At 68.0% G+C, this 23,044-nt stretch carries 21 protein-coding genes; 10 read left to right on the plus strand and 11 right to left on the minus strand.

The genetic code is table 11. The features are described from left to right. From JSE7799_RS01390 to JSE7799_RS01405, 4 genes are all read right to left on the minus strand, one after another. The coding region (locus JSE7799_RS01390) for a transposase (RefSeq protein ID WP_245624761.1) at positions 1-283 on the minus strand (283 nt) is incomplete at its 3' end. A gap of 578 nt (positions 284-861) precedes the next feature. Continuing rightward, positions 862-1,281, minus strand: coding sequence for an alternative ribosome rescue aminoacyl-tRNA hydrolase ArfB (arfB, locus tag JSE7799_RS01395; RefSeq protein ID WP_055661997.1), 420 nt, complete (start codon positions 1,279-1,281; stop codon positions 862-864). Between the two features lie 302 nt (positions 1,282-1,583). Continuing rightward, on the minus strand, positions 1,584-2,186 hold the full coding sequence (locus JSE7799_RS01400) for a queuosine precursor transporter (RefSeq protein ID WP_055662013.1): 603 nt from the start codon (positions 2,184-2,186) through the stop codon (positions 1,584-1,586). A 75-nt stretch (positions 2,187-2,261) separates the two neighbouring features. Next, entirely contained in the window at positions 2,262-3,305 is a 1,044-nt protein-coding gene (locus JSE7799_RS01405; RefSeq protein WP_055661998.1) for an NAD(P)/FAD-dependent oxidoreductase, read from the minus strand. A gap of 45 nt (positions 3,306-3,350) precedes the next feature. On the opposite strand from JSE7799_RS01405, the gene mnmC2 reads away from it, so the two are divergent. After that, entirely contained in the window at positions 3,351-4,013 is a 663-nt protein-coding gene (gene mnmC2, locus JSE7799_RS01410) for a tRNA (5-methylaminomethyl-2-thiouridine)(34)-methyltransferase MnmC2 (RefSeq protein WP_055661999.1), read from the plus strand. Then, entirely contained in the window at positions 4,010-4,867 is an 858-nt protein-coding gene (locus JSE7799_RS01415; RefSeq protein WP_055662000.1) for a DMT family transporter, read from the plus strand. The genes mnmC2 and JSE7799_RS01415 overlap by 4 nt, the downstream gene beginning before the upstream one ends. 10 nt (positions 4,868-4,877) lie before the next feature. On the opposite strand, the gene JSE7799_RS01420 is transcribed toward JSE7799_RS01415, so the two are convergent. Continuing rightward, on the minus strand, positions 4,878-6,860 hold the full coding sequence (locus tag JSE7799_RS01420) for a lytic transglycosylase domain-containing protein (protein ID WP_245624757.1): 1,983 nt from the start codon (positions 6,858-6,860) through the stop codon (positions 4,878-4,880). A 152-nt stretch (positions 6,861-7,012) separates the two neighbouring features. Between JSE7799_RS01420 and dapA the strand changes: the two genes are divergently transcribed. From dapA to JSE7799_RS01440, 4 genes are all read left to right on the plus strand, one after another. Further along, a complete protein-coding gene (dapA, locus tag JSE7799_RS01425) occupies positions 7,013-7,897 on the plus strand; it encodes a 4-hydroxy-tetrahydrodipicolinate synthase (RefSeq protein ID WP_055662001.1) in 885 nt (294 codons plus the stop codon). 33 nt (positions 7,898-7,930) lie between these two features. Continuing rightward, a complete protein-coding gene (locus JSE7799_RS01430; protein ID WP_055662002.1) occupies positions 7,931-9,190 on the plus strand; it encodes an APC family permease in 1,260 nt (419 codons plus the stop codon). A gap of 44 nt (positions 9,191-9,234) precedes the next feature. After that, positions 9,235-9,711 carry an SsrA-binding protein SmpB gene (gene smpB, locus JSE7799_RS01435; protein WP_055662003.1) on the plus strand — a complete coding sequence of 159 codons (477 nt, stop codon included), beginning with the start codon at positions 9,235-9,237 and terminating at the stop codon, positions 9,709-9,711. 149 nt (positions 9,712-9,860) lie between these two features. Beyond that, a complete protein-coding gene (locus JSE7799_RS01440; RefSeq protein ID WP_055662004.1) occupies positions 9,861-11,006 on the plus strand; it encodes an MFS transporter in 1,146 nt (381 codons plus the stop codon). Here JSE7799_RS01440 and JSE7799_RS01445 read toward each other — a convergent pair. Both JSE7799_RS01445 and truA read right to left on the minus strand, forming a co-directional pair. Next, positions 10,969-12,153, minus strand: coding sequence for an alpha-hydroxy acid oxidase (locus tag JSE7799_RS01445; RefSeq protein WP_055662005.1), 1,185 nt, complete (start codon positions 12,151-12,153; stop codon positions 10,969-10,971). The genes JSE7799_RS01440 and JSE7799_RS01445 overlap by 38 nt on opposite strands. 126 nt (positions 12,154-12,279) lie before the next feature. Beyond that, positions 12,280-13,062, minus strand: coding sequence for a tRNA pseudouridine(38-40) synthase TruA (gene truA / locus JSE7799_RS01450; RefSeq protein ID WP_055662006.1), 783 nt, complete (start codon positions 13,060-13,062; stop codon positions 12,280-12,282). A 123-nt stretch (positions 13,063-13,185) separates the two neighbouring features. Here truA and JSE7799_RS01455 point away from each other — a divergent pair, with 123 nt between their 5' ends. From JSE7799_RS01455 to ileS, 3 genes are all read left to right on the plus strand, one after another. Further along, positions 13,186-14,583, plus strand: coding sequence for a YcjX family GTP-binding protein (locus JSE7799_RS01455; RefSeq protein WP_186201805.1), 1,398 nt, complete (start codon positions 13,186-13,188; stop codon positions 14,581-14,583). A gap of 103 nt (positions 14,584-14,686) precedes the next feature. Beyond that, positions 14,687-15,739: a YcjF family protein gene (locus JSE7799_RS01460; RefSeq protein WP_083480136.1), complete on the plus strand. Its 1,053-nt coding sequence runs from the start codon at positions 14,687-14,689 to the stop codon at positions 15,737-15,739. Between the two features lie 519 nt (positions 15,740-16,258). Further along, positions 16,259-19,249, plus strand: a complete 2,991-nt coding sequence (gene ileS / locus JSE7799_RS01465) for an isoleucine--tRNA ligase (protein WP_055662007.1) — start codon at positions 16,259-16,261, stop codon at positions 19,247-19,249. Positions 19,250-19,309: 60 nt separating this feature from the next. On the opposite strand, the gene JSE7799_RS01470 is transcribed toward ileS, so the two are convergent. Together JSE7799_RS01470 and cobO are read right to left on the minus strand one after the other, a co-directional pair. Further along, positions 19,310-21,025: a glycosyltransferase family 61 protein gene (locus JSE7799_RS01470; RefSeq protein WP_186201806.1), complete on the minus strand. Its 1,716-nt coding sequence runs from the start codon at positions 21,023-21,025 to the stop codon at positions 19,310-19,312. Between the two features lie 61 nt (positions 21,026-21,086). Then, positions 21,087-21,698, minus strand: coding sequence for a cob(I)yrinic acid a,c-diamide adenosyltransferase (gene cobO, locus JSE7799_RS01475; protein WP_055662009.1), 612 nt, complete (start codon positions 21,696-21,698; stop codon positions 21,087-21,089). 152 nt (positions 21,699-21,850) lie between these two features. Here cobO and JSE7799_RS01480 point away from each other — a divergent pair, with 152 nt between their 5' ends. Continuing rightward, on the plus strand, positions 21,851-22,150 hold the full coding sequence (locus JSE7799_RS01480; protein WP_222101684.1) for a hypothetical protein: 300 nt from the start codon (positions 21,851-21,853) through the stop codon (positions 22,148-22,150). A gap of 28 nt (positions 22,151-22,178) precedes the next feature. Here the strand turns inward: JSE7799_RS01480 and JSE7799_RS01485 are convergent, their stop codons facing one another. Next, positions 22,179-22,424, minus strand: a complete 246-nt coding sequence (locus tag JSE7799_RS01485) for a hypothetical protein (RefSeq protein ID WP_055662011.1) — start codon at positions 22,422-22,424, stop codon at positions 22,179-22,181. Between the two features lie 134 nt (positions 22,425-22,558). Then, positions 22,559-23,044: cobaltochelatase subunit CobN (locus tag JSE7799_RS01490; protein WP_055662012.1), on the minus strand; the 486-nt coding region annotated here is incomplete at its 5' end.

The following is a 23,044-nucleotide window of genomic DNA, read 5'->3' on the forward strand; positions in this document are numbered from 1 at the left end:
GGCCACGCTCCAGCGCGATCCTGAAGCTGGGATCGTACCGCAGGGCTGCCGCGTCGTTGCCGTCTTCATATCCCGCCGCGATCATCATGATCCGGAACCGAATGATGTCGCTCAGGCTATGCTGAACTTTCGCCGGGTCACGCGGATCGTGCAGGCAATCTGCGAGCCGCTGCGCCAGACCCGCCCTGCGCTCGATCTCGCGCAGCAGGGTTAGGCCGGCGTCGGAGCTCATGTCGGCGCCGTCAAACCCGAGCAGGACCGGCTTGCCATTGAGGGGTGACAGGCGGGGCGTGGAGCACGTAGACTGGGTCGTGGCGGAGGTCGTCCTGCTGAAATCTGAATCTTTGGCGTCGATAACCAAAAAATACAGAGTTTCCGACGGTTACGCCACCTCCGCCGCCTTCTCGTGAATTATCCGGGTTAAGAACACTCGCGAATACCGCAGGCGTGCCCAAGAGGCTTTTAGAAGGAAAGACATCCCTGCAATTCCGGGAATGGCAGAGGTCACATACTATGATCCATATTATCCGCAAAAGATAAATACTGACATTCCGTCAATAAAGCCTATAAAATACTTATATCAGAGTGAGACGAGGCTAATTTGGACGCCAACGTATCACGAGAATCGCCTGGAGCCAATTGTATTAGATCTTGGCCCTCTCGGTTATATTTGTGAGTTCTTTGAATGGTGAAAAATATAAACCTCTGAAACTTGACGTGACTGGCAAGCACAAACATGACGATGCGTGAGGTTCGTTAGAATTGATGCTGCTCGATTCGTCAGACTACAAAGTATAGTTCTCAAGCCGCGCGCGTCGCCGACGGCTTTGCCAAACTCGCAAATGACGAATCCCATCCACCTTAATCCACGACTCCAGCCCGAAGTGCCTTAACCTCCCCCCGCCGCTTCTTCGCCTCCACGCGCTTGCGCTTCTGGTTGGCGGAGACCTTTGTCTTCACCCGCTTCTTCGGCTTCACCGCCGCCGCCCGGATCAGGTCGGTCAGGCGTTCGCGGGCGAGGGCGCGGTTGCGGGTCTGGCTGCGTTCCTCGGAGACCTGGATCACCACCGCGCCGTCCTTCGTCCAGCGCCGTCCAGCCAGCCGCCGCAATCGCGCCTTGACCGGGCCGGGGAGGTTTGGTGAGCGGTTCGCCTCGAAGCGCAGCTCCACCGCCGAGGAAACCTTGTTGACGTTCTGGCCGCCGGGCCCTGAGGCGCGGGTGAACTGCTCGGTGATCTCCCAGTCCTGGATCGTGATTCGGTCGTCGATCTGCAGCGGCATTGGGGGCGCTCCGGGGGCGAGAGGTTTCGTGCGAAACGGGGTAGGGGCGCGCGAAGTTGCCCCGGAATGAGAAGAAGGCCGCTCCTCGACACGGGAACGGCCTTCCGAAAGTTCAGGAGGCGGGGTCGGTTAGGTCAGTGACCCGCCACGAAGAAATCGTATCCGAGGGCTGCCTCAGACACGGCCCTCCAAAGTTGTCCCGACCGTATTCTCCACCATCTTTCTTGACACTGGATCACCTCCTTTCAATGGGTTGCCGATAGGTGGGAGGTTGGCACAGATGTCGTACCGGTCAACCCCCTTTACGCAACGTTTGGTGCGAGTTTTCCGGTGATGAGACGGAACGGCACCAGCGCCAGCAGTGCGACCCCCAGCTTCACCCCCCAGTCGGCCAGCGCGAGCGCCACCCAGAGCGGGCCCACGGCAGTCGCCTCCTGCGCCCAGGAGACGTCGCCCCAACCGGCGGGAAAGGCGAGGAAACCGGCGAAGGCGATGGAGAAGAACAGGGCCGTATCGACCACCGATCCGATCACCGAGGAGGTCAGCGGCGCGACGAACCAGCGACGGTCCCGCAGCGCCGAGAAGACGCCGAGATCGATGGCCTGTGCCGCAAGAAAGGCGATGCCCGAGGCCAGCGCGATCCGGAGCGTGACGAGCGGGCCGAACGCGCCCTCGATCTGTGTGCCGACGAGGGAGCAGGCGAGCCCGGTGGCGAAGCCCGTCAGGACCACGCGGCGCGCGAAGGCGGCCCCGTGCAAGCGGTTCGCGATATCGGTCACGAGGAAGGCCAGCGGGTAGGTAAATGCCCCCCAGGTGAGCCAGCCATCGGCGACGAGGAACTGCACGCCGATATTCGAGGCGACGACGATCGCGGCCATTGCGGCGGCGAAGGGAAGAAGTTTCATCAGGGCAACCCGTTTTGTCATGGTGGTCGGAGACATGGCCCCACGGCACGCGGTCCGCACGGGCAGGGCGGCTGCCTAATCCTTGCCGTGTCGCGGTGCAAGGTCGGATGTGCCGAAGGCGGGGGGGATCGTGTCGTGGTCCTCCAGCATCAGGTCGGCCACGGATTCGGCGACTTTCGGGGCCATGCCGAAGCCGATCTTGAACCCTCCGTTGGCGACGAACTCGCCCGGATGTCCCGGCCAAGGGCCGAGCAGGGGAGCCCGCGACCGGGCGCGGGGCCGCACGCCCGCCCACCGGGCCAGAACGGGGGCGCCGGCCAGTTCGGGCACGGCCGAGACGGCGGCGGCCAGCACCGCGTCGAGCTGCGTATCCGTCGTGTCGGCGGTGTCGAACGCCCGCTCCGACGTGGAGCCGATGGCCGTGGTGCCGTCGGCATGGGGCACGATGTGGAGGCCTGCGGCATAGAGTTGCGGCGCGTCGCGGCGGTCGAGGTCGAGGAGGATCGCCTGTCCCTTGACGCCGTTTCCGGCCGGCCGGTCGGAGACGTCGCGCATCTCCGCCAGCCCGCGCCAGCCGGTCGCGTGGAGGATCAGGCCCTGCGGCGGCGCCTCGGCGACGATGTCGCCGCCCCGCGCACGGATCGCGGCGGCCAAGGCCTCGCAGGCGCGGCGGGGGTGGAGGCGGGCGCTGAGCGTGTCGCGGATAACTTGCGGCGTGCCGGGGGACCAGCTTTCGGGCGCATCCTCGACGGTCCAACTTGCGCGCCCCTGCCAGAGCGCCTCGGCGCCGGCCGCGCGTTCCTGTGCGCGTGCCAGAGCCGCGGCGTCGGGAATGGGCTGCAGGCGGCCGGTCCGCCGGTAGCTTGGATCGCCGCCGCCCGCCTCCGCGACGCCCGCCCACCATTCCCCGGCCATCAGCAGGCTGTCGAGCTGGAACGCCTTCTTGTCGTTCCATTGTTCCGGCACATGCGGGGCGAGCGCGCCGACGATGCCGCCCGACGCGCCCGCGCCCACGCCGCCCGGATCGACCACGCGCACCTTTGCGCCGCGCCGGGCCAGCGCCCAGCCGCAGGCCAGCCCGAACGCGCCCGCGCCGCGGATCGTGACGTCGATGGACATGGCCGCTCCTTTGCTGTCCTGTCGGCGTTGCGGATAGGACAGGCGATGCGCGACGAAAACACCTCATGGCCCGCCCCCGAGATCGGGTGGCGCGACGGCACGCCGGTCGCGGTGCAATTTGACGACCCGTATTTCTCGCTCGCCAACGGCGCGGCCGAGACGCGGCATGTGTTTCTCGGCGGCAATGACCTGCCGGAGCGGCTGCACGACGGGTTCCGGATCGCGGAACTGGGCTTTGGGACGGGGCTCAACGCGCTGGTGCTCTCCGCGGATTTCGCGGGGCCGGGGCGGCTGCGCTTCACGTCCTTCGAGGCGTTTCCGATGGGGCGCGACGACATGGCTCGCGCCTTGGCCGCCTTTCCGGACCTGCCGTCGGAGGCGCTGCTCGACCAATGGCCTGCGCGGCAGATCGCGCTGCCGAACATGGATATCGAGATCGTCGAAGGCGATGCCCGCGCAACGCTACCCGCTTGGTCAGGGCGGGCGGATGCGTGGTTCCTCGACGGCTTCGCGCCCGCGCGGAATCCCGATTTGTGGGAGTCCACGCTGATGGCGGAGGTCGCGCGGCATACCGCGGCGGGCGGCACCTTCGCCACGTACACGGCGGCGGGGCATGTGCGGCGGGCCTTGGCGGCCGCCGGCTTCGACGTGGCGCGCGTCGCGGGCTTTGCGGGCAAGCGGCACATGACGCGGGGCCGTTTGGCATGAGCGACGACCGGCGCGGCATCCTGCTGATGGTGCTCACTACCTTCGTCTTCGCGCTGCAGGACGGGATTTCGCGCCATCTGGCGGGCGAATACAACGTGCTGATGGTGGTGATGATCCGCTACTGGTTCTTCGCGGCCTTCGTCATCGCCATCGCGACGCGCAAGGCGGGTGGGCTTCGCGCCGCCGCCGCCACGTCGCAGCCCGCGTTGCAAGCGTTTCGCGGCGTGCTATTGGTGGCCGAAATCTGCGTGATGGTGGGCGGCTTCGTCGCGCTCGGGCTAGTCGAAAGTCATGCCATCTTTGCGGCCTATCCGCTGCTCGTCGCGGCGCTGAGCGGCCCGGTTCTGGGCGAAAAGGTGGGCTGGCGCAGATGGACGGCGATCGCCGTGGGGTTCGTCGGGGTTCTGGTGATCCTGCAGCCGGGGATCACGGTTTTCGCGCCCGCGGCTCTGCTGCCGCTGACGGCGGCGCTGATGTTCGCGCTCTACGGGCTTCTGACGCGCTACGTTGCGCGACGCGACGCGACGGCGACGAGCTTCTTCTGGACGGGCACGACCGGGGCGGCGGCGATCACGCTGGTCGGTGTGTGGTTCTGGGAGCCGATGGGCCCCGCCGATTGGGGATGGATGGCTGTGCTGTGCGTGACGGGGGCATCGGGGCACTGGCTCCTGATCCGCGTCTATGAGCTGGCGGAGGCGAGCACGGTTCAGCCCTTCGCCTATTTCCAGCTCGTCTTCGCGGCGATGATCGGCGTGACGGTGTTCGGAGAGGCGATCGAGACGAATGTCCTGATCGGCGCCAGCATCGTCATCGCGGCCGGCCTGTTCACCCTGTGGCGCGCGCGGCGGACCTGAGGCCCCCGCGTCACTCGTTCCGCGTCGCCAGCACCTCGCGGCGGGCCAGTTCATCGTAGCCGTCGCGCAGCCACGCGCTCAGACGCATTTCGCCGGGGGCGCCGGTCAGGCGGGCGTGATAGGGCAGCAGGCTTTCGGAGACGCGCATGATGTAGTTGCGCGTCTCGGCAAAGGGGACGTCTTCGATCCAGTCCACCAGATCGACCGACGGATCGCGCGGATCGCCGAATTCCTCTGACCACCGGCGCGCGCGCGACGGGCCGGCATTGTAGGCGGCGGGGACGAGGATCGGCGACCGGCCGAATTCGACCTCCAGCTCGCCGAGATAGGCCGTGCCGAGGCGCGCGTTGTAAAGCGGCTCCGTCGTCAGCGCGGCCTGCCGAAAGGGAAGGTTCACGAGGCCTGCCATTTCGCGCGCCGTGCCGGGCATGAGCTGCATCAGGCCGGCCGCGCCCGCGTGAGACCGGACGACGGGATCGAACTCGCTTTCGCGGCGGGCGATGGACAGGGTCAGCTCGGGCGCGACGGGGCTGGCAAGGCGGGCGAGGTCGGTGACGGGGAAGTAGCCGCGATGCAGCTCGTGCCCCGCCTGTGCCGCACGTTTCGCGGTCAGAAGCGCGATATGCGGGTCGTCCATCTCGTCGAGGACCACGTCGATGAGCGTGCCGATCTCCGGGCGGGGCAGGATCTCGGCCATATGCGTGACGAACCGCTCCGCCAGATTTCGCTCGCCCATTTCGAGGAGCAGCCGGGCGGCGTCGAGGACGGAGCTGTTGGCGAGGGAGGTCTGCGCGACAGGGGGAAAGGCTTCCCGGCCGCTCAGGAGGGGGTCAGCCGGCAGCTTCCCACGCTCGGCGGCAAGCTGGCCGTAGAAGCTGGTCTGATAGCGTGCGCCCTCGGCATAGGCGGCGGCAGCCTTGTCTGTCTCGCCCGCCGCTTCCCAGGCGCGGCCCAGCCAGTAACCCGCGCGTCCTCTGGAGATGGGCGAACTGACATGCGCGTCGAAGGTCATGAAATGCGCGGCGGCACGGCCTGGATCGTCGAGGAAGCGCAGCGCGATGTATCCGGCCAGCCATTCGAGTTCCGCAACGTCGCCGTGTCCTTCGGGCAGGTGGTGGTTGGCGGCGACGCGGTATCCCTGCTTCCGGAAGCCGTCCTGCATCAGCCCGCGCGCGAGGCGGTAGCGGTGCCCGCTCCAAGCCGCCGGCGCGCCCAGCGTGTCGGCGCTGTCGTCATAGGCGAAAAGCAGCTCAAGCGCGTCCTCGGTCCGGCCCCGCTCCAGCCGCCAGCGGAAGCGTTCGTAGGCGAGGCCCGGATGATCGCGGAGCGTATCCGGCACCGCCTCGATCAGCGTGTCGACCCCGCCGCGATCCGCGCGAAGGGCGATGCGCGCACGCGCCAGCGACGCCTCCGGCCCGTCGACCCGGGCCAGAACGTATTCCGCGCTTTGCAGGTCGCCCGACCAGATCATCGCGTCGAGCCGCGCGGCGTCGAAGCCGGCGAGCAGCGGGCCGAACACCTCCCGGAACCCCGCGGCGGAGGAGGCGGGCATCGGCATGGTCAGCCACGTCTCGATCGCCGTCGTCTCGGCCTCCGCGTGCCGCCCGAGGGCCTTTTGCGCAATGGCCTTCAACAGCGCGCCCTTCGACGTGCGCGGCGCGTCCTCCTCAAAGAAGGCGAGGACCTCCTCGGGTTCGGTCGTGACGGGAATGTCGAGCTCGGCGCGCGCGCGAAGCAGGTCCAGCCCCGGCCAGTCCGGGTTGCGGGCAAGAAAGTCCTGCGCCTCACGGAACGTCCCCTGCCGATTGCGCAGCAGGTGCCACATCAACAGGTCCCGCGCGACCTCGCCCTCGATGCGCGTCAGGGCGGTGCGCGCGCTGGCCCCGTCGCCGGCCCGAAGCTGCGCCAGGCCCGTGGCGAGATGCGGGTCCGCCGCGCCGGGCGACGCAAGGAGCAGGATGAAGGCGCAGGCGGCGAGGGCGTGTCTGAGCATCATGACGATCCGTATACATAAGAAGGGCGCCCGGCGCGAGCGGCCGTTGCATCCCGACGACATCGTGATCCGTCCCCGTGACATCGGCTTGCCGCTCTGACCGGGCGCGGCTAGGTTCCGCGCGATTTCGGGATCTGAGAGAGGACGCACCGATGTTCAGAGGCTCAATGCCCGCGCTGGTGACGCCGCTCAAGGGAAATGAATTTAAAAGCGAAGTCGATTTCGACGCACTCGACGCGCTGGTCGACTGGCAGATCGCCGAAGGCTCGCACGGAATCGTCCCCGTCGGCACCACCGGCGAGAGCCCGACGCTGAGCCATACCGAGCACGAGGCCGTCGTCGAGGCCGTCGTCGCGCGCAGCGCGGGCCGCGTGCCGGTCATCGCGGGGGCGGGGTCGAACAACACCACCGAGGCGCTGCGTTTCGTCGAACATGCCAAGCGGGTCGGCGCCGATGGCGCGCTGGTCGTGACGCCCTATTACAACAAGCCGACTCAGGCGGGGCTGATCGCGCATTTCGCGGCGCTGAACGCCGTCGGGCTTCCGATCGTGATCTACAACATCCCCGGTCGGTCGGCCGTGGACATGAACCCCGAGACGATGGGCGAGCTGGCGAAGCTCGACAACATCGTGGGCGTCAAGGACGCGACCGGCGATCTGGCGCGCGTCTCGCAGCAGCGGATCACCTGCGGCGCCGATTTCGTCCAGCTCTCGGGCGAGGACGCGACGGCGCATGGCTTCAATGCCCAAGGCGGCGTCGGCTGTATCTCGGTCACGTGCAACGTCGCGCCGAAGCTTCTGTCGCAGATGCAGGAGGCGACGCTGGCGGGCGATTATGCCACGGCGCTGGAGATCCAGGATCGGCTGATGCCGCTGCACCAGGCGATCTTCGCCGAGCCGGGCCTCGTGGGCGTGAAATACGCGATGTCGCTTCTGGGTCGCTGTCCGGAAACGGTGCGCCTGCCGCTTCTTCCCGCAACCGAAGGCACGAAGGCGCGGATCGCCGATGCGATGCGCCATGCGGGCCTGATGAACTGAGGAACCGGCCGGGTTCCGGCAGGTTTGCGCGCGATGTCCACCACGACCCAGGGTTCCGCTCTCGAGAAATCGATGGGCACGGTCGGCGTGACCTTCTATGGAATCGGCACGATCCTCGGGGCCGGCATCTTCGTCGTCATCGGCGAGGTGGTCGCCAAGGCCGGCGCGTTGTCCCCGCTGGCCTACCTGCTGGCCGCGACGATCGCGGTCACGTCGGCTCTGTCCTTCTCGGAGATCGCGGTCCGCATCCCCTCGGCGGGCGGCGCGATCGACTACACGGAGGCGGCGTTCCAACGCGGCTGGCTCTCGGCGCTCGTCGGCTGGACGCTGGTGGTGGCCAATATCGTCTCGGGCGCCACGATCACGACGGGGTTCGTCAGCTACCTGAACGCCTTCTTCGACGTCTCGCAGTGGGTTTCGACGATCGGGGTGGTGGTGTTGCTGACGCTGGTCGCGGCGATCGGGATGAAGCAATCGGCGTGGTTCATGTCGGCGACGACTCTTGTCGGTCTGTGCGCGTTGGTGCTGATCGTCTGGATCAACCGTGACGGGCTGCTCGCATCGCCCGGCGCGATGATGGCACAGTTCGGGGGCGGCGACGGCGACGTTGCGCCGGCCACCGGCGATACGGGCATGGCGGCGGGGCTGTTCGCGGCGGCCTTTCTGGCAATTTACTCCTTCATCGGGTTCGGCGACGTCGCGCAGACCGCCGAAGAGGTTCGCGACGTGCGACACACGCTTCCGCGCGCCATGGTGATCGTGCTGATCGTGGTTTGCCTTTGCTATGTCGTGGTCGCGATGGCCATCACCGGTTCGGGCGATACCGAGGAGGTCGCCGAGGCGGCGGCCCCGCTCGTCGCGGCGGTGGAGCGTCATAGCTGGCCCGGATTGCCGTTCGGCATCGCGTCGCTGTTCGTGATCGTCAATGGCGGCCTGACGCAGATCATCGCCGCCTCTCGCCTGCTGCTCGATCTCGCGCGGGACGGGTATCCGGCGCCCGCGATCTTCGGCCGGGTGAACGGCCGCACGGGGACGCCGCTGGTCGCGACGCTCGCCTCCTCCGCCGTCGTTCTGGGGCTGGCGCTGTTCGTCCCGCTCGGCACGCTGGCGCAGGCGACGAGTCTCGCGATCCTCATGGTGTTCTTTGCCGTCAACGCCGCATTGTGGAAGCTCAAGCGCCGCTCGCAGCCCGAAAACGTGCCCGATGTCTGGATCGGCTGGCCGGTCCTCGGAGCCGTGCTGTGCGGCGGTGCCGTGGGCGGTCAGATCTGGCAATGGCTGTCGAGCGGGTGAGCCTGCCGGTGGACAGTCAAGCCGCCGATCCCTAGGTGAACGTCATGGCGAAGAAACCCGAAGACAAAAACTACAAAGTCATCGCCGAGAACCGGCGCGCGCGGTACGATTACGCCATCGAGGATGATCTCGAATGCGGCATCGTGCTCGAAGGCTCCGAAGTGAAGTCGCTTCGCACCGGCGGCTCCAACATCGCCGAGAGCTACGCCACCGTCGAAGACGGCGAATTGTGGCTCGTGAACGGCTATATCGCCCCCTACGCCCAAGCCAAGACCTTCGGCCACGATGAGCGGCGGCGGCGCAAGCTGCTGGTCTCCAAGCGCGAATTGTCGAAGCTGTGGAACGCATCCGCGCGTGAGGGCTACACGCTCGTGCCGCTGGTGATGTACTTCAACCATCGCGGGATCGTGAAGCTGAAGATCGGCATCGCGAAGGGCAAGAAGACCGCCGACAAGCGCGACACCATGGCCAAGCGCGACTGGCAGCGGCAGAAGGTCCGGCTTCTCAAGGAGCATGGCTGAGCATCCGGTGACGTCGCCGCACCGCACCTGACTGGAAACGAACGCTCCCCCTTGTCCTCTGGCCCGAAATACCTCGGGGAGCGCGAGGGGCTGGCCCCTCGCTCCGCCCTCCGGCATACCGCGCCTGCCTACGGTCGCCCGGAGCCCACATGTCGATCCTGTCCGCCCTTCATCTCAGCCGCGCGCCCGTGGCGGCCTTCACGGCTGTCGGCCTGACCTGGGGCTGTTTCGCCGCGATGGCCCCGGTGCTCAAGGCGCGGATCGGCGTGGATGACGCAACATTCGGGCTGATGCTGCTGGGCACGGCGATCGGGCTTTCGACGACGTTGTATGTCGCGCCGCGCTGGGACCGCAGGATGGGCCGCTGGGCCTTGCCGGCGGGCACGGTGCTGCTGGCGGCGGCGGCCACGCTGCCGGGGGTGGCGGTGACGGCGCCGGTTCTGTTCGTCGTGCTGATGGTCATGGGGGGTGTCTCGGGCCTGACCGACGTGGTGATGAATGCCCGCGTCAGTCAGGTCGAGGCGAAGTCGGGCTTCAGCCTCATGAACGTCAATCACGCGATGTTCTCGGTCGCCTACATGACGTCTGCCCTGCTGACCGGCGCGATGCGCGAAGCCGGCTTGCGGGCCGAGGCGATCTTTCCGGTCATCGCGATCCTGATCCTGGCCACGGCATTCTTCCAGATGATGGAGGTCGACGCGCCCGAACCGCACGATCCCGCCGACCCCGCGCGCCTGCCGATTTCTCTGGTGGCGATCTGCGGCCTGATCGTGCTGATCGCCTTCATGGCCGAGGCGACGGTGGAGAGCTGGTCGGCCCTGCATATCGAGCGCACGCTGGGCGGGGGCGCCGCGGAGGGGGCGTTCGGGCCGGCCATGCTGGGTCTGACCATGGCGATCGGGCGGTTCTCGGGGCAGGTCGTCGCGGCACGCATGTCGGAACTGTCTGTGATCCGTATCGCTGCGGCGCTTGCGATCGTGGGGGTGCTGATCGTGGCGGTCGCGCCGTCACCGGCCGTGGCCTATGCGGGGTTCGGCCTAATGGGCCTCGGCATTTCGGTGATCGGCCCGATGGGCATGGCACTCGTCGGCAGGCTGGCCCCCCGGCGGGTGCGAACGGCGGTGATCGCGCGGGTGGCGATCATCGGCTTTCTGGGCTTTTTCGTCGCACCGGCGGCAATGGGCCTCGGGGCCGAAGCATTCGGTTTGCGCTGGGCCTTCGCCTGCGTCGCGATCCTGCTGATGGTGCTCTGGCCGCTCAGCTATTCCGCCCCGGTGACTCCCACTCGCCCCTGAAGCCCTTGGGAACCAGAAGGTTGTGCGGGCCGACGTCGTGGATGTTCTTCTCGCCGCACAGCGCCATGGTTGTGTCGAGTTCCTTGCGGATCACCTCGAGCGCGTGGGTCACGCCGGCCTGTCCCATGGCGCCGAGGCCATAGATGAAGGCGCGGCCGATATAGGTGCCCTTCGCGCCCAGAGCCATCGCCTTGAGCACGTCCTGCCCCGACCGGATCCCGCCGTCCATGTGGACCTCGACCTTGCTGCCGACGGCGTCGACGATTTCGGGGAGGATCCGGATCGAGGACAGCGCGCCGTCCAGTTGCCGGCCGCCATGGTTCGACACGACGATCGCATCCGCCCCCACCTGCAGCGCCATGCGCGCGTCCTCGGCATCGAGGATGCCCTTCAGGATCAGCTTGCCGCCCCATTTTTCCTTGATACGGCGGATCTTGTCCCAGTCGAGCCGCGGGTCGAACTGTTCCGCCGCCCATGACGACAGCGAGGACGCATCCCCGACACCCTTGGCATGACCGACGATATTGCCGAAGAACCGCCGCTTCGTGCGGGCCATGCCGAGGCCCCAAGCCACCTTGGTCGCCATGTTCGCAACCGAGGCGGGGGTCAGCTTGGGCGGGGCGGACAGGCCGTTCTTGAGGTCCTTGTGCCGCTGGCCGAGGATCTGCAGATCGAGCGTCAGGACCAGCGCGTCGCAGCCCGCCGCCTTCGCGCGCGCGATCAGCCGGTCGATGAAATCCTCGTCGCGCATCACGTAAAGCTGGAACCAGAACGGCTTCTTCGTTCGCGCGGCCACATCCTCGATCGAGCAGATCGACATGGTCGACAGGGTGAACGGAACGCCGAACGCTTCGGCGGCCTTCGCGGCGAGGATCTCGCCATCGGCATGTTGCATTCCCGTCAGGCCGACGGGGGCGAGCGCGACCGGCATCGCGACCTCCCGGCCGATCATCTTCGTGGCGACGGACCGCCCCTCCATGTCCACGGCCACGCGTTGCCGCAGGCGGATCAGGTCGAAATCGGTCTCGTTCTCCCGGAACGTCTGCTCGGTCCAGCTTCCCGACTGGCAGTAATCGTAGAACATCCGCGGCACACGGCGGCGATAGATGCGGTGGAGGTCCTCGATCTCGGTGATGACGGGGGGCATGGCTGCGATCCTGAGATTGGTGAGGTTTTCTAACCAATCCACAGGTTTGTCGCAATGCGGCTTCGGAAGGCGAATCGGCATGGCGGGGCGCACCGTCGACGTGGCTTCGCCCGCGTCGCGACCCCGCTATTCCCCGTGCGCGCGGCTGAACGGATCGTCGGGATAGCCGACCCCGGTGAGGCAGAGCCCGTCCGGCGGCGCGACCGGCCCGCATGCCGCCCGGTCCCGGGCCGCCAGCGCCTTCGCCACGCGTTCCGGCGGCCATGCGCCGGCGCCGACGCGTTCCAATGTTCCGGCGATGGAGCGGACCTGGTTGTGCAGAAACGACCGCGCGCGCAGGTGAAGGCGAATCTCTTGGCCGCCGGGATATGGCCGCTCCTCCAGGACGATCTCGTCGAGGCTCTTTACCGGGCTTTTCGCCTGACAGATGGAGGCGCGGAAGGTGGTGAAGTCATGCGTGCCGATCAGGTGCGCCGCCCCCGCCCGCATCGCATCCGCGTCGAGCGGCCCGATCACCCGCCAGGCCTGTCCCGCCTCCAGCGTCAGCGGGGCGCGGCGTGCGACGATGCGGAAGGTATAGCGCCGCTCGACCGCCGAAAACCGCGCGTGCCAGTCTCCGTCCACGAGGGCGCAGGCGGTGATGGCGATCGGCGCGGGCTTCAGGTGCCAGTTCAGCGCCTCCGACAGGCGAAACGGGCTCCAGTCGCGGGACAGATCCGCATGCGCGACCTGTCCGGTGGCGTGGACGCCGGCATCCGTGCGCCCGGCGGCGGCGATTGGCGGCGCGTCCGCCTCAAGCGCGCGCAGCGCCTCCTCGACGCTCTGCTGGACGCTGGCGGGGCCGTCCTGGCGTTGCCATCCGGCGAAGGGGCGGCCGTCATATTCGATGCGAAGCGCGTATCGGGGCATGGGCGCGTCGATAGGCGCGGGGCCGGGCCGTCCGCAAGCGGGCTTTCGGGACATCGCGCGGTGCGGGTTGCTTTCCCTCGCCCGCCGCGCCGCCTATCTTCGTGCCAACGATGGGGGCGAGGCATGATCGGACAGTTTGCGGATGCGGTCACCCGCGGCGTGGGGGACATGACGTCCTCGGTGACGGATGTGTTCGACCCGACGCTGCGGCTGGGCGTGACGGGGTTGAGCCGAGCGGGAAAGACCGTGTTCATCACCTCGCTCGTCGCCAACCTCATCGACCGGGGCCGGATGCCCGCCTTCTCGGCCGGGGCGCGGATCGACGCCGCCTTCCTGCAGCCGCAGCCCGACGACGCCGTGCCGCGCTTCGACTACGAGGCGCATCTCGCCGCCCTGACCGCACGCGACCCGCACTGGCCCGAAGGCACCCGCGCGATCAGCGAACTGCGCCTGTCGATGAAGGTGCGGCGCGGCGGGATGCTGTCGGGGCTGCGCGGCCTGCGGACGGTGCATCTCGATATCGTGGATTATCCCGGCGAGTGGCTCCTCGATCTGGGGCTGATGGAGCGGAGCTACGAGGACTGGTCGGAGCGTGCGCTGGCCCGGCTGGCCGCCTGGGAGGTGCCGTACGACGCCGCGTCAGTGGACGGCGCGGCCAAGCTGGAGGAGCCTCAGGCGCAGCGTCTGGCGCGGGATTACACGGCCGCGATGCAGGCGGCGCGGACCGCGGGGGCCTATGACCTGACGCCGGGGCGGTTCCTGTTGCCGGGCGAGATGGCGGGCTCACCCGCGCTGACCTTCGCGCCCTTGCCGCCGGGCGAGGCGCCGCGCGGGTCCTTGCGCCGCGAGATGGCACGGCGCTTCGAGGCCTATAAACGCCACGTCGTGCAGCCCTTCTTTCGCGACCACTTCGCGCGTCTCGACCGGCAGGTGGTCCTGCTCGACGTGCTCGGAGCGATCCGGCAGGGCCCGCATGCGGTCGAGGAGATGCGCGCCGCCATTGCCGACGTTCTGTCGGCGTTCAAGCCGGGGGCGCTCGGCTGGCTGATGCAGCTTCTGGGCGCGCGGCGGGTGGACCGAATTTTGTTCGCGGCGACGAAGGCGGATCATCTGCATCACACGCAGCATGCCCGGCTGACGGCGATTCTCGAGGCGATGGTCAAGGACGCCAAGGCGCGGGCCGATTTCGCGGGTGCGCGGACGCAGGCGATTTCCATGGCGGCGCTGCGTGCCACGGTCGAGGAGACGCGAGAGCATGAGGGGCGTCATGTCGCGCTGGTCCGGGGGCGGGTGCTCGAGGACGGTATGCCGGGGCGGGAGGTGGCGCTGCATCCCGGCGATCTGCCCGACGATCCGGCGCACATCCTGACGCCCGCGCGGCGTGGGGCGCGGACTTGGCCCGAGGGCGATTACGACCTGGTCGATTTCGCGCCCGCCCCGCTGACCCTGCGTCGGGGCGAGGGGCCGCCGCATGTCCGGCTCGACCGCGCGGCGGAATTCCTGCTGTCGGACCGGTTATGAGAGGCGGAGCGTTGCGCCTGCGGGCTTCGGGAGTTTGTGCCAATCGTCCGGGCGGCGTCTCGGCATGCATTGGTTTCCCGGCGGCAATGGTTAGCTTGCCGGCATGAACAAGGACAGAATCCGGCGGTCGGGCGCGGTGCGCTTCGAGGTGGACGAGGCGGAGGCGGCGCCGCCGCGGGCGGGGCTGCGGCTCGATGCGTCGGGGCCGGTCGATCCCGCGGCCGCGCCCCCGGTGCCGGAGGACGACACCGCGCCGCCACCCTCGGGGCGCGCGATGCAGACGGTGGCGCTGCTGGCGAGCCGGCGGCAGAGCGGTTTGGGCGGCTGGTTCTTCGGAACGCTGGGCGCGCTTCTGGCCTTCGCGCTGTCGGTCGCGGCCTGGGAATTCGTGACGGGGCTGCTGGCGGCGCAGCCGGTGCTCGGGCTGGTGGCCGCGGTTCTGGTGGGGGCGTTCCTGCTGGCCTGTCTCGCGGTGGCGGTGCGGGAGCTGTCGGCCCTCGCGCGGTTGGGGCGGATCGATGCCTTGCGGACACAGGCGGCGGCGGTGACCGATCTTGCCTCGGCCCGTGCGGTGGGCGAGCGGCTGGCGCGGTTCTATTCCGGCCGGGCGGACACACGCTGGGGGCGTGAGGCGCTGGCGGCGCGGCTGCCGGACGTGTTCGACGCCGATGCCGCCATCGCCCTGACCGAGCGGGAATTGCTGGCCCCTCTCGACGCGGCCGCCGCGCGCGAGGTCGAGGCGGCGGCGCGTCAGGTGGCGCTGGTGACGGCGGTGGTGCCGCTGGCGCTGGCCGATGTGGTCGCCGCCCTGACGAGTAACCTGCGCATGATTCGCCGCATCGCGCTGATCTACGGCGGGCGCGCGGGCACGCTGGGTTCATGGCGTCTGGCGAAGACCGTGCTGACGCATCTGGCGGCGACGGGGGCGGTCGCGGTGGGCGACGATCTGATCCATTCGGTCGCGGGCGGCGGCGTCCTGTCGAAGCTGAGCCGCCGCTTCGGCGAGGGTGTCGTCAATGGGGCCCTGACCGCGCGGGTGGGGCGGGCCGCGATGGAAGTCTGTCGCCCGCTACCCTTCGTCCACGAGCGGCCGCCGCGCATCACCGACCTGGTGGGCCGCAGCCTCGGGGGGCTGTTCGGCCGAACGGAGGAATGAGGCGCGGGGCCGTTTGCCACGAAGGGGTTGGCCGTTCTGCGAAGGAAACCTTTCGTGGATGCACGGCGGACGGTTCCGCGCGTTTGACGTCCGCGGGTCCGAAAGGTGGCGTCTAGTTCTGATCGACCGGACCCGGCGGCCGCTTCGACAAGGGCAGGCAGGCCGGGATCAGGACGACCAGCGCGGTTCCGGCAAAGGCGAGAAACAGGGACAGGGGCATGAAACGTCTCCTCTCGAGTGAAAACGATGGCCGACGAGAGTAAAGTTTTTGTAAACCTTCGCGCATCGGGGCAGGTGTCGGATGCGGCGATCCGGTGCGGGATCGCGACGCTGCGCCTTCGTGTGCTCCGTCCGCTTGCCGTTCCCCTCGGGGGCTGCCTATAAAGCGCGCGATGATGGGGCGTATGCGCATATCTCCGCGAATTACCGCCCCGGCGCCCTGACCTTCGGGGCGGCCGGGCCAAGGCGCGCGACGCGGCGCCGAACCTCTCCCAGATACCGACCCGAAGGACGCCGACCATGAGCGCCGAAGCCCCCGACTACAAAGCCACCCTGAACCTGCCGCAGACGGACTTTCCCATGCGCGCGGGCCTGCCCAAGCGCGAGCCGGGCTGGCTCGAGCGCTGGGCGCGGATCGGCGTTTACGACCGGCTCCGCGAGAAGACCGGGCGGGAGCCGTTCACCCTGCATGACGGCCCGCCCTATGCGAACGGGCACCTTCACATCGGGCATGCGCTCAACAAGACGCTCAAGGATATGGTCGTGCGGTCGCGCCAGATGATGGGCCACGATGCGCGCTATGTTCCCGGCTGGGATTGTCACGGTTTGCCGATCGAGTGGAAGATCGAGGAGGCCTACCGCGCCAAGGGTCAGGACAAGGACGCCGTCGACGTGGTGGAATTCCGCCGCGAATGCCGCGAATTCGCCGCCAAGTGGGTGGATGTGCAGCGCGACGAGTTCCAGAGGCTGGGCATCACCGGAAACTGGGCCGATCCCTATCTGACGATGGACCACCACGCCGAGGCGGTGATCGCGGCGGAGTTCCAGACCTTCCTCGCCAACGGGTTGGTCTATCAGGGCTCGAAGCCGGTCATGTGGTCGCCGGTGGAGAAGACCGCGCTGGCCGAGGCCGAGGTGGAGTATCACGACCGCCAGACCGACGCGATCTGGGTCGGGTTTCCAATCGTGGATGCGCGGTCGGACCTGTACGACCAGGAGGTCGCCTATGCCGAGGAGGAGGCGGCGCAGGGCACCCGTGCCTCCGCGCAGGAAGCTTCGATGAGCCGCGAGGAGCAGCTTCTCACTGCAAAGGTCCTGATCTGGACGACGACGCCGTGGACGCTGCCGTCGAACCGGGCGATCTGCTTCGGGCCGGAGATCGAGTACGGTCTTTACGAGGTGACCGGCCGTCCGGAGGAATGCTGGGCCCGGATCGGCGACCGCTATCTGATCGCCGACGCGCTGGCCGAGGAGACGCTGGGCGCGATGCGCCTCGAGCCATCGATGTGGCGCCGTCTGCGCCCCGTGCAGACCGAGGAACTGGCCGCGATCACCTGTGCGCATCCGCTGCGTGGTGCCGAGGGGGGCGACGGCGAATGGGATTACGACGTGCCGCTGTTCGCCGGCGATCACGTCACCGACGATGCCGGAACCGGATTCGTGCACACCGCGCCCAGCCACGGCGACGACGATTACCAGATCGGGCTGAAGCACGGCCTCGCCATGACTTACAACGTCGAGGCGGACGGGACGCTGCGGGCGGACCTGCCGTTCTTCGGCGGCGAGGCGATCATTCGCCCCAATGGCAAGCCGGGCGGGGCGAACAAGGCCGTCATCGACAAGCTGGTGGAGACGGATGCCTTGCTGGCGCGCAGGCGGATCACGATCTCGGACGCCCATAGCTGGCGGTCGAAGGCGCCGGTGATCCGTCTCAACCGTCCGCAATGGTTCGCCGCGATCGACAAGCCGGTCGGCGACGGACGCGACGAATACGGCGAGACCGTGCGGCAACGCGCGCTGACCTCGATCGACGAACTGGTGACCTGGACGCCGAAGACGGGGCGCAATCGGCTTCATTCCATGATCGAAAACCGCCCCGATTGGGTCCTGTCGCGCCAGCGCGCCTGGGGCGTGCCGCTGACCTGCTTCGTGAAGGTGGGTGCCAAGGCGGATGACCCGGACTTCCTGCTGCGCGACCCGGAGGTGAATGCCCGCATCATCGCGTCGTTCGAGGCCGAAGGCGCCGATGCCTGGTACCAGCCCGACGCCAAGGCGCGGTTCCTCGGCGATGCCCACGATCCCGCGGAATGGGAGCAGGTCTTCGATATCCTCGACGTCTGGTTCGATTCCGGCTCGACCCATGCCTTCGTGCTGCGCGATCGGCCGGACGGAACCGGGGACGGCATCGCCGACGTCTATCTCGAAGGCACCGACCAGCATCGCGGCTGGTTCCATTCCTCGATGCTGCAGGGCTGCGGCACCAAGGGGCGCGCGCCTTACCGGGCGGTGGTGACGCACGGCTTCACGCTCGACGAAAAGGGCGTGAAGATGTCGAAGAGCCTCGGCAACATCATCGCCCCGCAGGAAATCGTGGACCAATACGGTGCCGATATCCTGCGGCTCTGGGTGGCCACGGTGGATTACACCGCCGACCACCGGATCGGGCCGGAGATCCTCAAGGGCGTGGCCGATGGTTACCGCCGCCTGCGCAATACGATGCGGTTCATGCTGGGCTCGATCACCGAGGACGCGCCCGTCGATCCGCTCGAGATGCCGGAGCTGGAGCGGTGGGTGCTCCACCGCCTGTCGCAGCTCGACGATCAGGTGCGCGACGCCTATGCGCGCTACGACTTCGCGGAGGTCTATGGCGCGATCTTCCAGTTCGCCACGCTCGACCTCTCGGCGTTCTACTTCGACGTCCGCAAGGATGCGCTTTATTGCGACGGCGATACGCTGCGGCGGAGGGCGGCGCGCACCGTGCTGCGCCTGCTGCACGAGCGGCTCACGACCTGGCTGGCGCCGATCCTGTCCTTCACCATGGAGGAGGTCTGGCTGGAGGTGCATCCGGGCGAGGACAGTTCCGTCCATCTGCAGGACTTCCCCGCCCCGCGCCCCGGCTGGCGCGACGACGATCTGGCGGCGAAATGGGCGCGCATCCGCGCCGTCCGCCGTATCGTGACGGGCGCGCTGGAGGTGGCACGCCGCGACAAGGTGATCGGCTCCTCGCTGGAGGCGGCGCCGATCGTGCATGTCGATGCGGACACGGCGGCGATCCTGCGCGAGGTGCCGTTCGAGGATCTCTGCATCACGTCGGGTATCACCATCACGACGGATCCGGCGCCCGACGACGCCTTCCGCACCGAGGGCGATGCGAGCGTCGCGGTCGCCTTCGCGCATGCCGAGGGCGGCAAGTGCCAGCGGTGCTGGAAGGTCCTGCCGGATGTGGGCCGTCACGGTCATGACGGTGTCTGCGGCCGCTGCGACGCGGCGTTGTCATCCACGAAGGCGTGACCGACAGGCCGCGTGCGGGACGCCTCTCTAACGGGGGGGCTCGCGCGCGGTCCGGTCGGGCTAGCGTTCCGTCCGGGCGCGGGGGGCGAGTTTCCTGTCGAGGATATGCGCCCGGTCGGGGAAGATCTTCCGATGCCGCGCGATCCAGGGCGTCTCGCCACCCTCGGCCGCATGAAGCAGGATCAGCCGCTCCAGCAGGAAAGGCCGGTCGCCCGTCATTTCCCATGCCCGTTCCAGAAGTCTCCGCCCTAACGCCTTGTCCCCGGCGGCAAGGTGCAGGTTGGCCCGCCGGATCGTCAGATCGGCATCGGCGCGAACCGCCGCCGCATGGTCGTCGAGCAGCCGGGTCAGCGCGGCCGTATCGCCCGTCCGCTCCAGCCCGAGGGCAAGCTGCTTGAGCCAATTGTCATCCGCGATCCGGACGCCGCGGGTGACGGCATCGACATAATCGATCACGCGCCCGCGCCCGCCGGCATCCAGCCCGACCGGATGCAGCGGACGGGAGCGAACGTCCTCGGGCCGGTGGATCGGCGCGTCGGCGTTGAAATCGGCGAAGAGCGATGTGTAGCGGCACCCAGAGGCGATCGCGTGAGGCATGAAGTCCCGCCACCGCCAGCGTGCGGTCTGATAGGTGCCGATCTCGATGCAATGCGCTTCGGGCCGCGCGAAGAGCATGTTGGCGAAGGCCGCGCCGTGGTGGGAGATCATCACCTCTGCCCGCGCCATGATCGCGATCTGCTCCAGCGGGGTGTAATCCTCGAAATGGACGGTCTCGAAGCCGCGTTCGGCCAGCGCCGCCACGAGGTCCGCCTCGCCGCGCATCGGACGCTCGCGCTGCGAGCGGCGCGCGACCCAGAACCGCCGTGGCAGGTGCGCCCAGTCCCCGCCCTCGATCCGCTTCAGGGCCGTCTCGCGCAGGTGCAGAAGGGTGTCGTCGCAGACGTTCTGGGCGAGGATCAGCAGGGACGTCCGGTCCGGCTTGCGGCCTTTCCAGAACCGCGTCTCGGGCGCCACGTCGTCGAGGTCGTCCATGGCGCGCGGACCGGTCTGATACCACAGATGGCGCTTATTCATCAAAGACAGGCACCGGTCGTAGGAGTGGCGCCCCCACCGGAACTCCACCCGCCCGGCGAGGCGTGGGAACAGGATCGCGATCCAGTCGTGGATGAACGGTTCGATCTTTTCGCGGTCGACATGGATGTAGATGCGGCCGCGGAAATCGTCGCGGTCGACGGCGCAGAGCTGTCCCATGCTCTCGGTCAGGAAGTGGTAGAAGTTGAATCCATTGCGCGCGTCGATGACGTAATCCAGACCCTCGGTGCCTCCGGGCCAGACGGGCAATTCGGGGTCGCCGTCCTGAAGGCTGCGGAAATAGGCGGCGATTTCGCCATTGGCATCGCGCTTGCCGACATTGGCCCACGCATATTTGGTGCGCAGCCGCGTCCCGGCGGCGCCGTTGACGAAGTATTTGCCGTGGCAGGCGAGGTAGTGCCCCTCGGTCGTGACGTGTTCCATCACCACCGGCACCGACCGCATCACCAGCGCGGAGCGGAAGAGACGTTGCCGGAAGGTCGAGGTGATGTGCTGCTGCGTCGCCCGCTCCAGCGCCTCATGGTCGCTGACCGCCAGCGCCGCGATGCGGCCGGGGGCGATCCGGTCCCATCCGCGGGGCATTGGGCCGAGTGTCCAGAGACCCGGATCCATGCCCGGCGCGAAGAAGAAATCGCGCGGTGCCCGCGACCATTCCAGCTCCACGCGCGAGGTGAACGTGTTCATGCCGCGATCACAGAACGGCATGCAACAGGGTCATGCGGAACGTCCGGACCAGTGTCGCGGGTCAGTATTCCACACCCGCCTGCGCCTTCACCCCGGAGCGGAACGGATGCTTCACCAGTTCCATCTCCGTGACCAGATCGGCCATCTCGATCAGTTCCTCGGCCGCGTTCCGGCCCGTCAGGACGACATGGGTCATCGGCGGCTTCTCCTCGGCGAGGAAGGCCGTCACCTCGACCACGTCCACATATCCGTAGCGCAGCGCGATGTTGATCTCGTCGAGCAGGACCATCCGGTTACCCGGATCCCGGATCAACTCCTTCGCCTTGGCCCAAGCGGCCTGCGCCATTTCGGTGTCGCGGGTGCGGTCCTGCGTCTCCCAGGTAAAGCCCTCGCCCATCGTGTGGAATTCGCAAAGGTCGCCGAAATGGCCGGTGATCAGATCGCGCTCGCCGGTTCCCATGCCGCCCTTGATGAACTGGACCACGGCGCAGGGCATCTCGTGGGCGATACAGCGAAAGATCATGCCGAAGGCGCTGGACGACTTGCCCTTGCCCTTGCCCGTATGGACGATGATCAGGCCCTTCTCGTCGGTCTTGGTGGCCATGATCTTGTCGCGGGCGGCTTTCTTCTTGGCCATCTTCGCGTTGTGGCGGTCGGGATCCTCGACGGTCATGTGGGGCCTCATCTGGGTGTCTGGCGGGGACCATCGAAGGCGGGACCGGCGAGGTCAAGGCGGCGCGGCAGCCGATGCGTTAACCTTGCCTTAAGCAATCCGGAGCGAAAACCCTCGGCATGACCCGAAATCGTCTCTCCGTACCGCGTCGCGTGATCCCTGCCGTCCTCGGTCTGATCGTGCTTCTGTCAGCCTGCAACGCGGCGCATCCGCTCGACGGTCTCCGCCGTTCGGGGACCGCCTCGGCTGGCGGGCACAGCTTTCGCGTGAACTGGAATGCGACCGATGCGCAGGCCACGCGGACCAACCCCGCCTGGCGCCCGGGTCTGGCGGCCGTCATCGCGGCCTCGGTCGCGGCGACCGAAGAGGTCACCGGCTGCGCCGTCAAACCGGGTAGTGCGATCGGCGACATCGCTCTGGTGAACATGTCGCTCGATTGCCTCGGCGGCTGATCGCGGACCGGCTGCGGCTCGCGGAGCGTCAGCCTTCGACAAGAACGCGGCGCCCTTCGGCCTGGCAGATTTCGTCGGCTGTCTTGACAGACATGCTGGCGGGCCGGTCAATCGATCGGTCCCAAGTGGTCAATCTGGAGCTGTAGAGCTGGCAGGTGACGTCGCCGTCCTGCGTCGCGAGGGTGACCGGATCGGTCTCGAAATTCTCGGGAGTCACGGCGCAGCCGGCGGTGGCCGTCATCGCCAGCAGGCCGAAGAGCAGGGGGAGTTTCATGGCGGCGTCCTCGCATGGTCGATGTTGTGCGCGGCCCGGGCCGCGTCGGGACGAATGCCATCACCCGTCGCCGGAGCAAGGGCCCCTTTCGATCCCGTCGCGAAACGTTGCATCCCTGCCGCGCGCCCGAGGCCTCAACCTGCGGCAGACGGTCGCGCATGCCGCTCGATCAGCGCGCGGGCGGAGTTCGAGCGGGGGGTCCAGAGGCCGCGGTCGATCGCCTCGCGCAGGCGGTCGGCGATATCGGCCAGCGCGGGGGCGTTGGCATCAGCGATGAAATCGCGCGTGTCGTCATCGGCCAGCACCGCCTCGTGGACGAGGTCGAAATGATGGTCGCGGACGGCGCCCGTCGTGGCGGCGAAGGCGAAGAGGTAATCGACGGTCGCCGCGATCTCGAACGCACCCTTGTAGCCGTGCCGTTTGACCCCGGCGATCCATTTCGGATTGACCACGCGGGATCGGACGACGCGGCCGATCTCGTCCTCCAGCGTGCGGATCACGGGCCGTTCGGGGCGGGAATGGTCATTGTGGTAGATCGGCCGCGCCCGGCCTTGGAGCGTCTCGATCGCGGCCGCCGCACCGCCTTCGAATTGGTAGTAATCGTCGCTGTCGAGAAGGTC

The organism is Jannaschia seosinensis, from assembly GCF_001408515.1.
Lineage (GTDB): Bacteria > Pseudomonadota > Alphaproteobacteria > Rhodobacterales > Rhodobacteraceae > Jannaschia > Jannaschia seosinensis.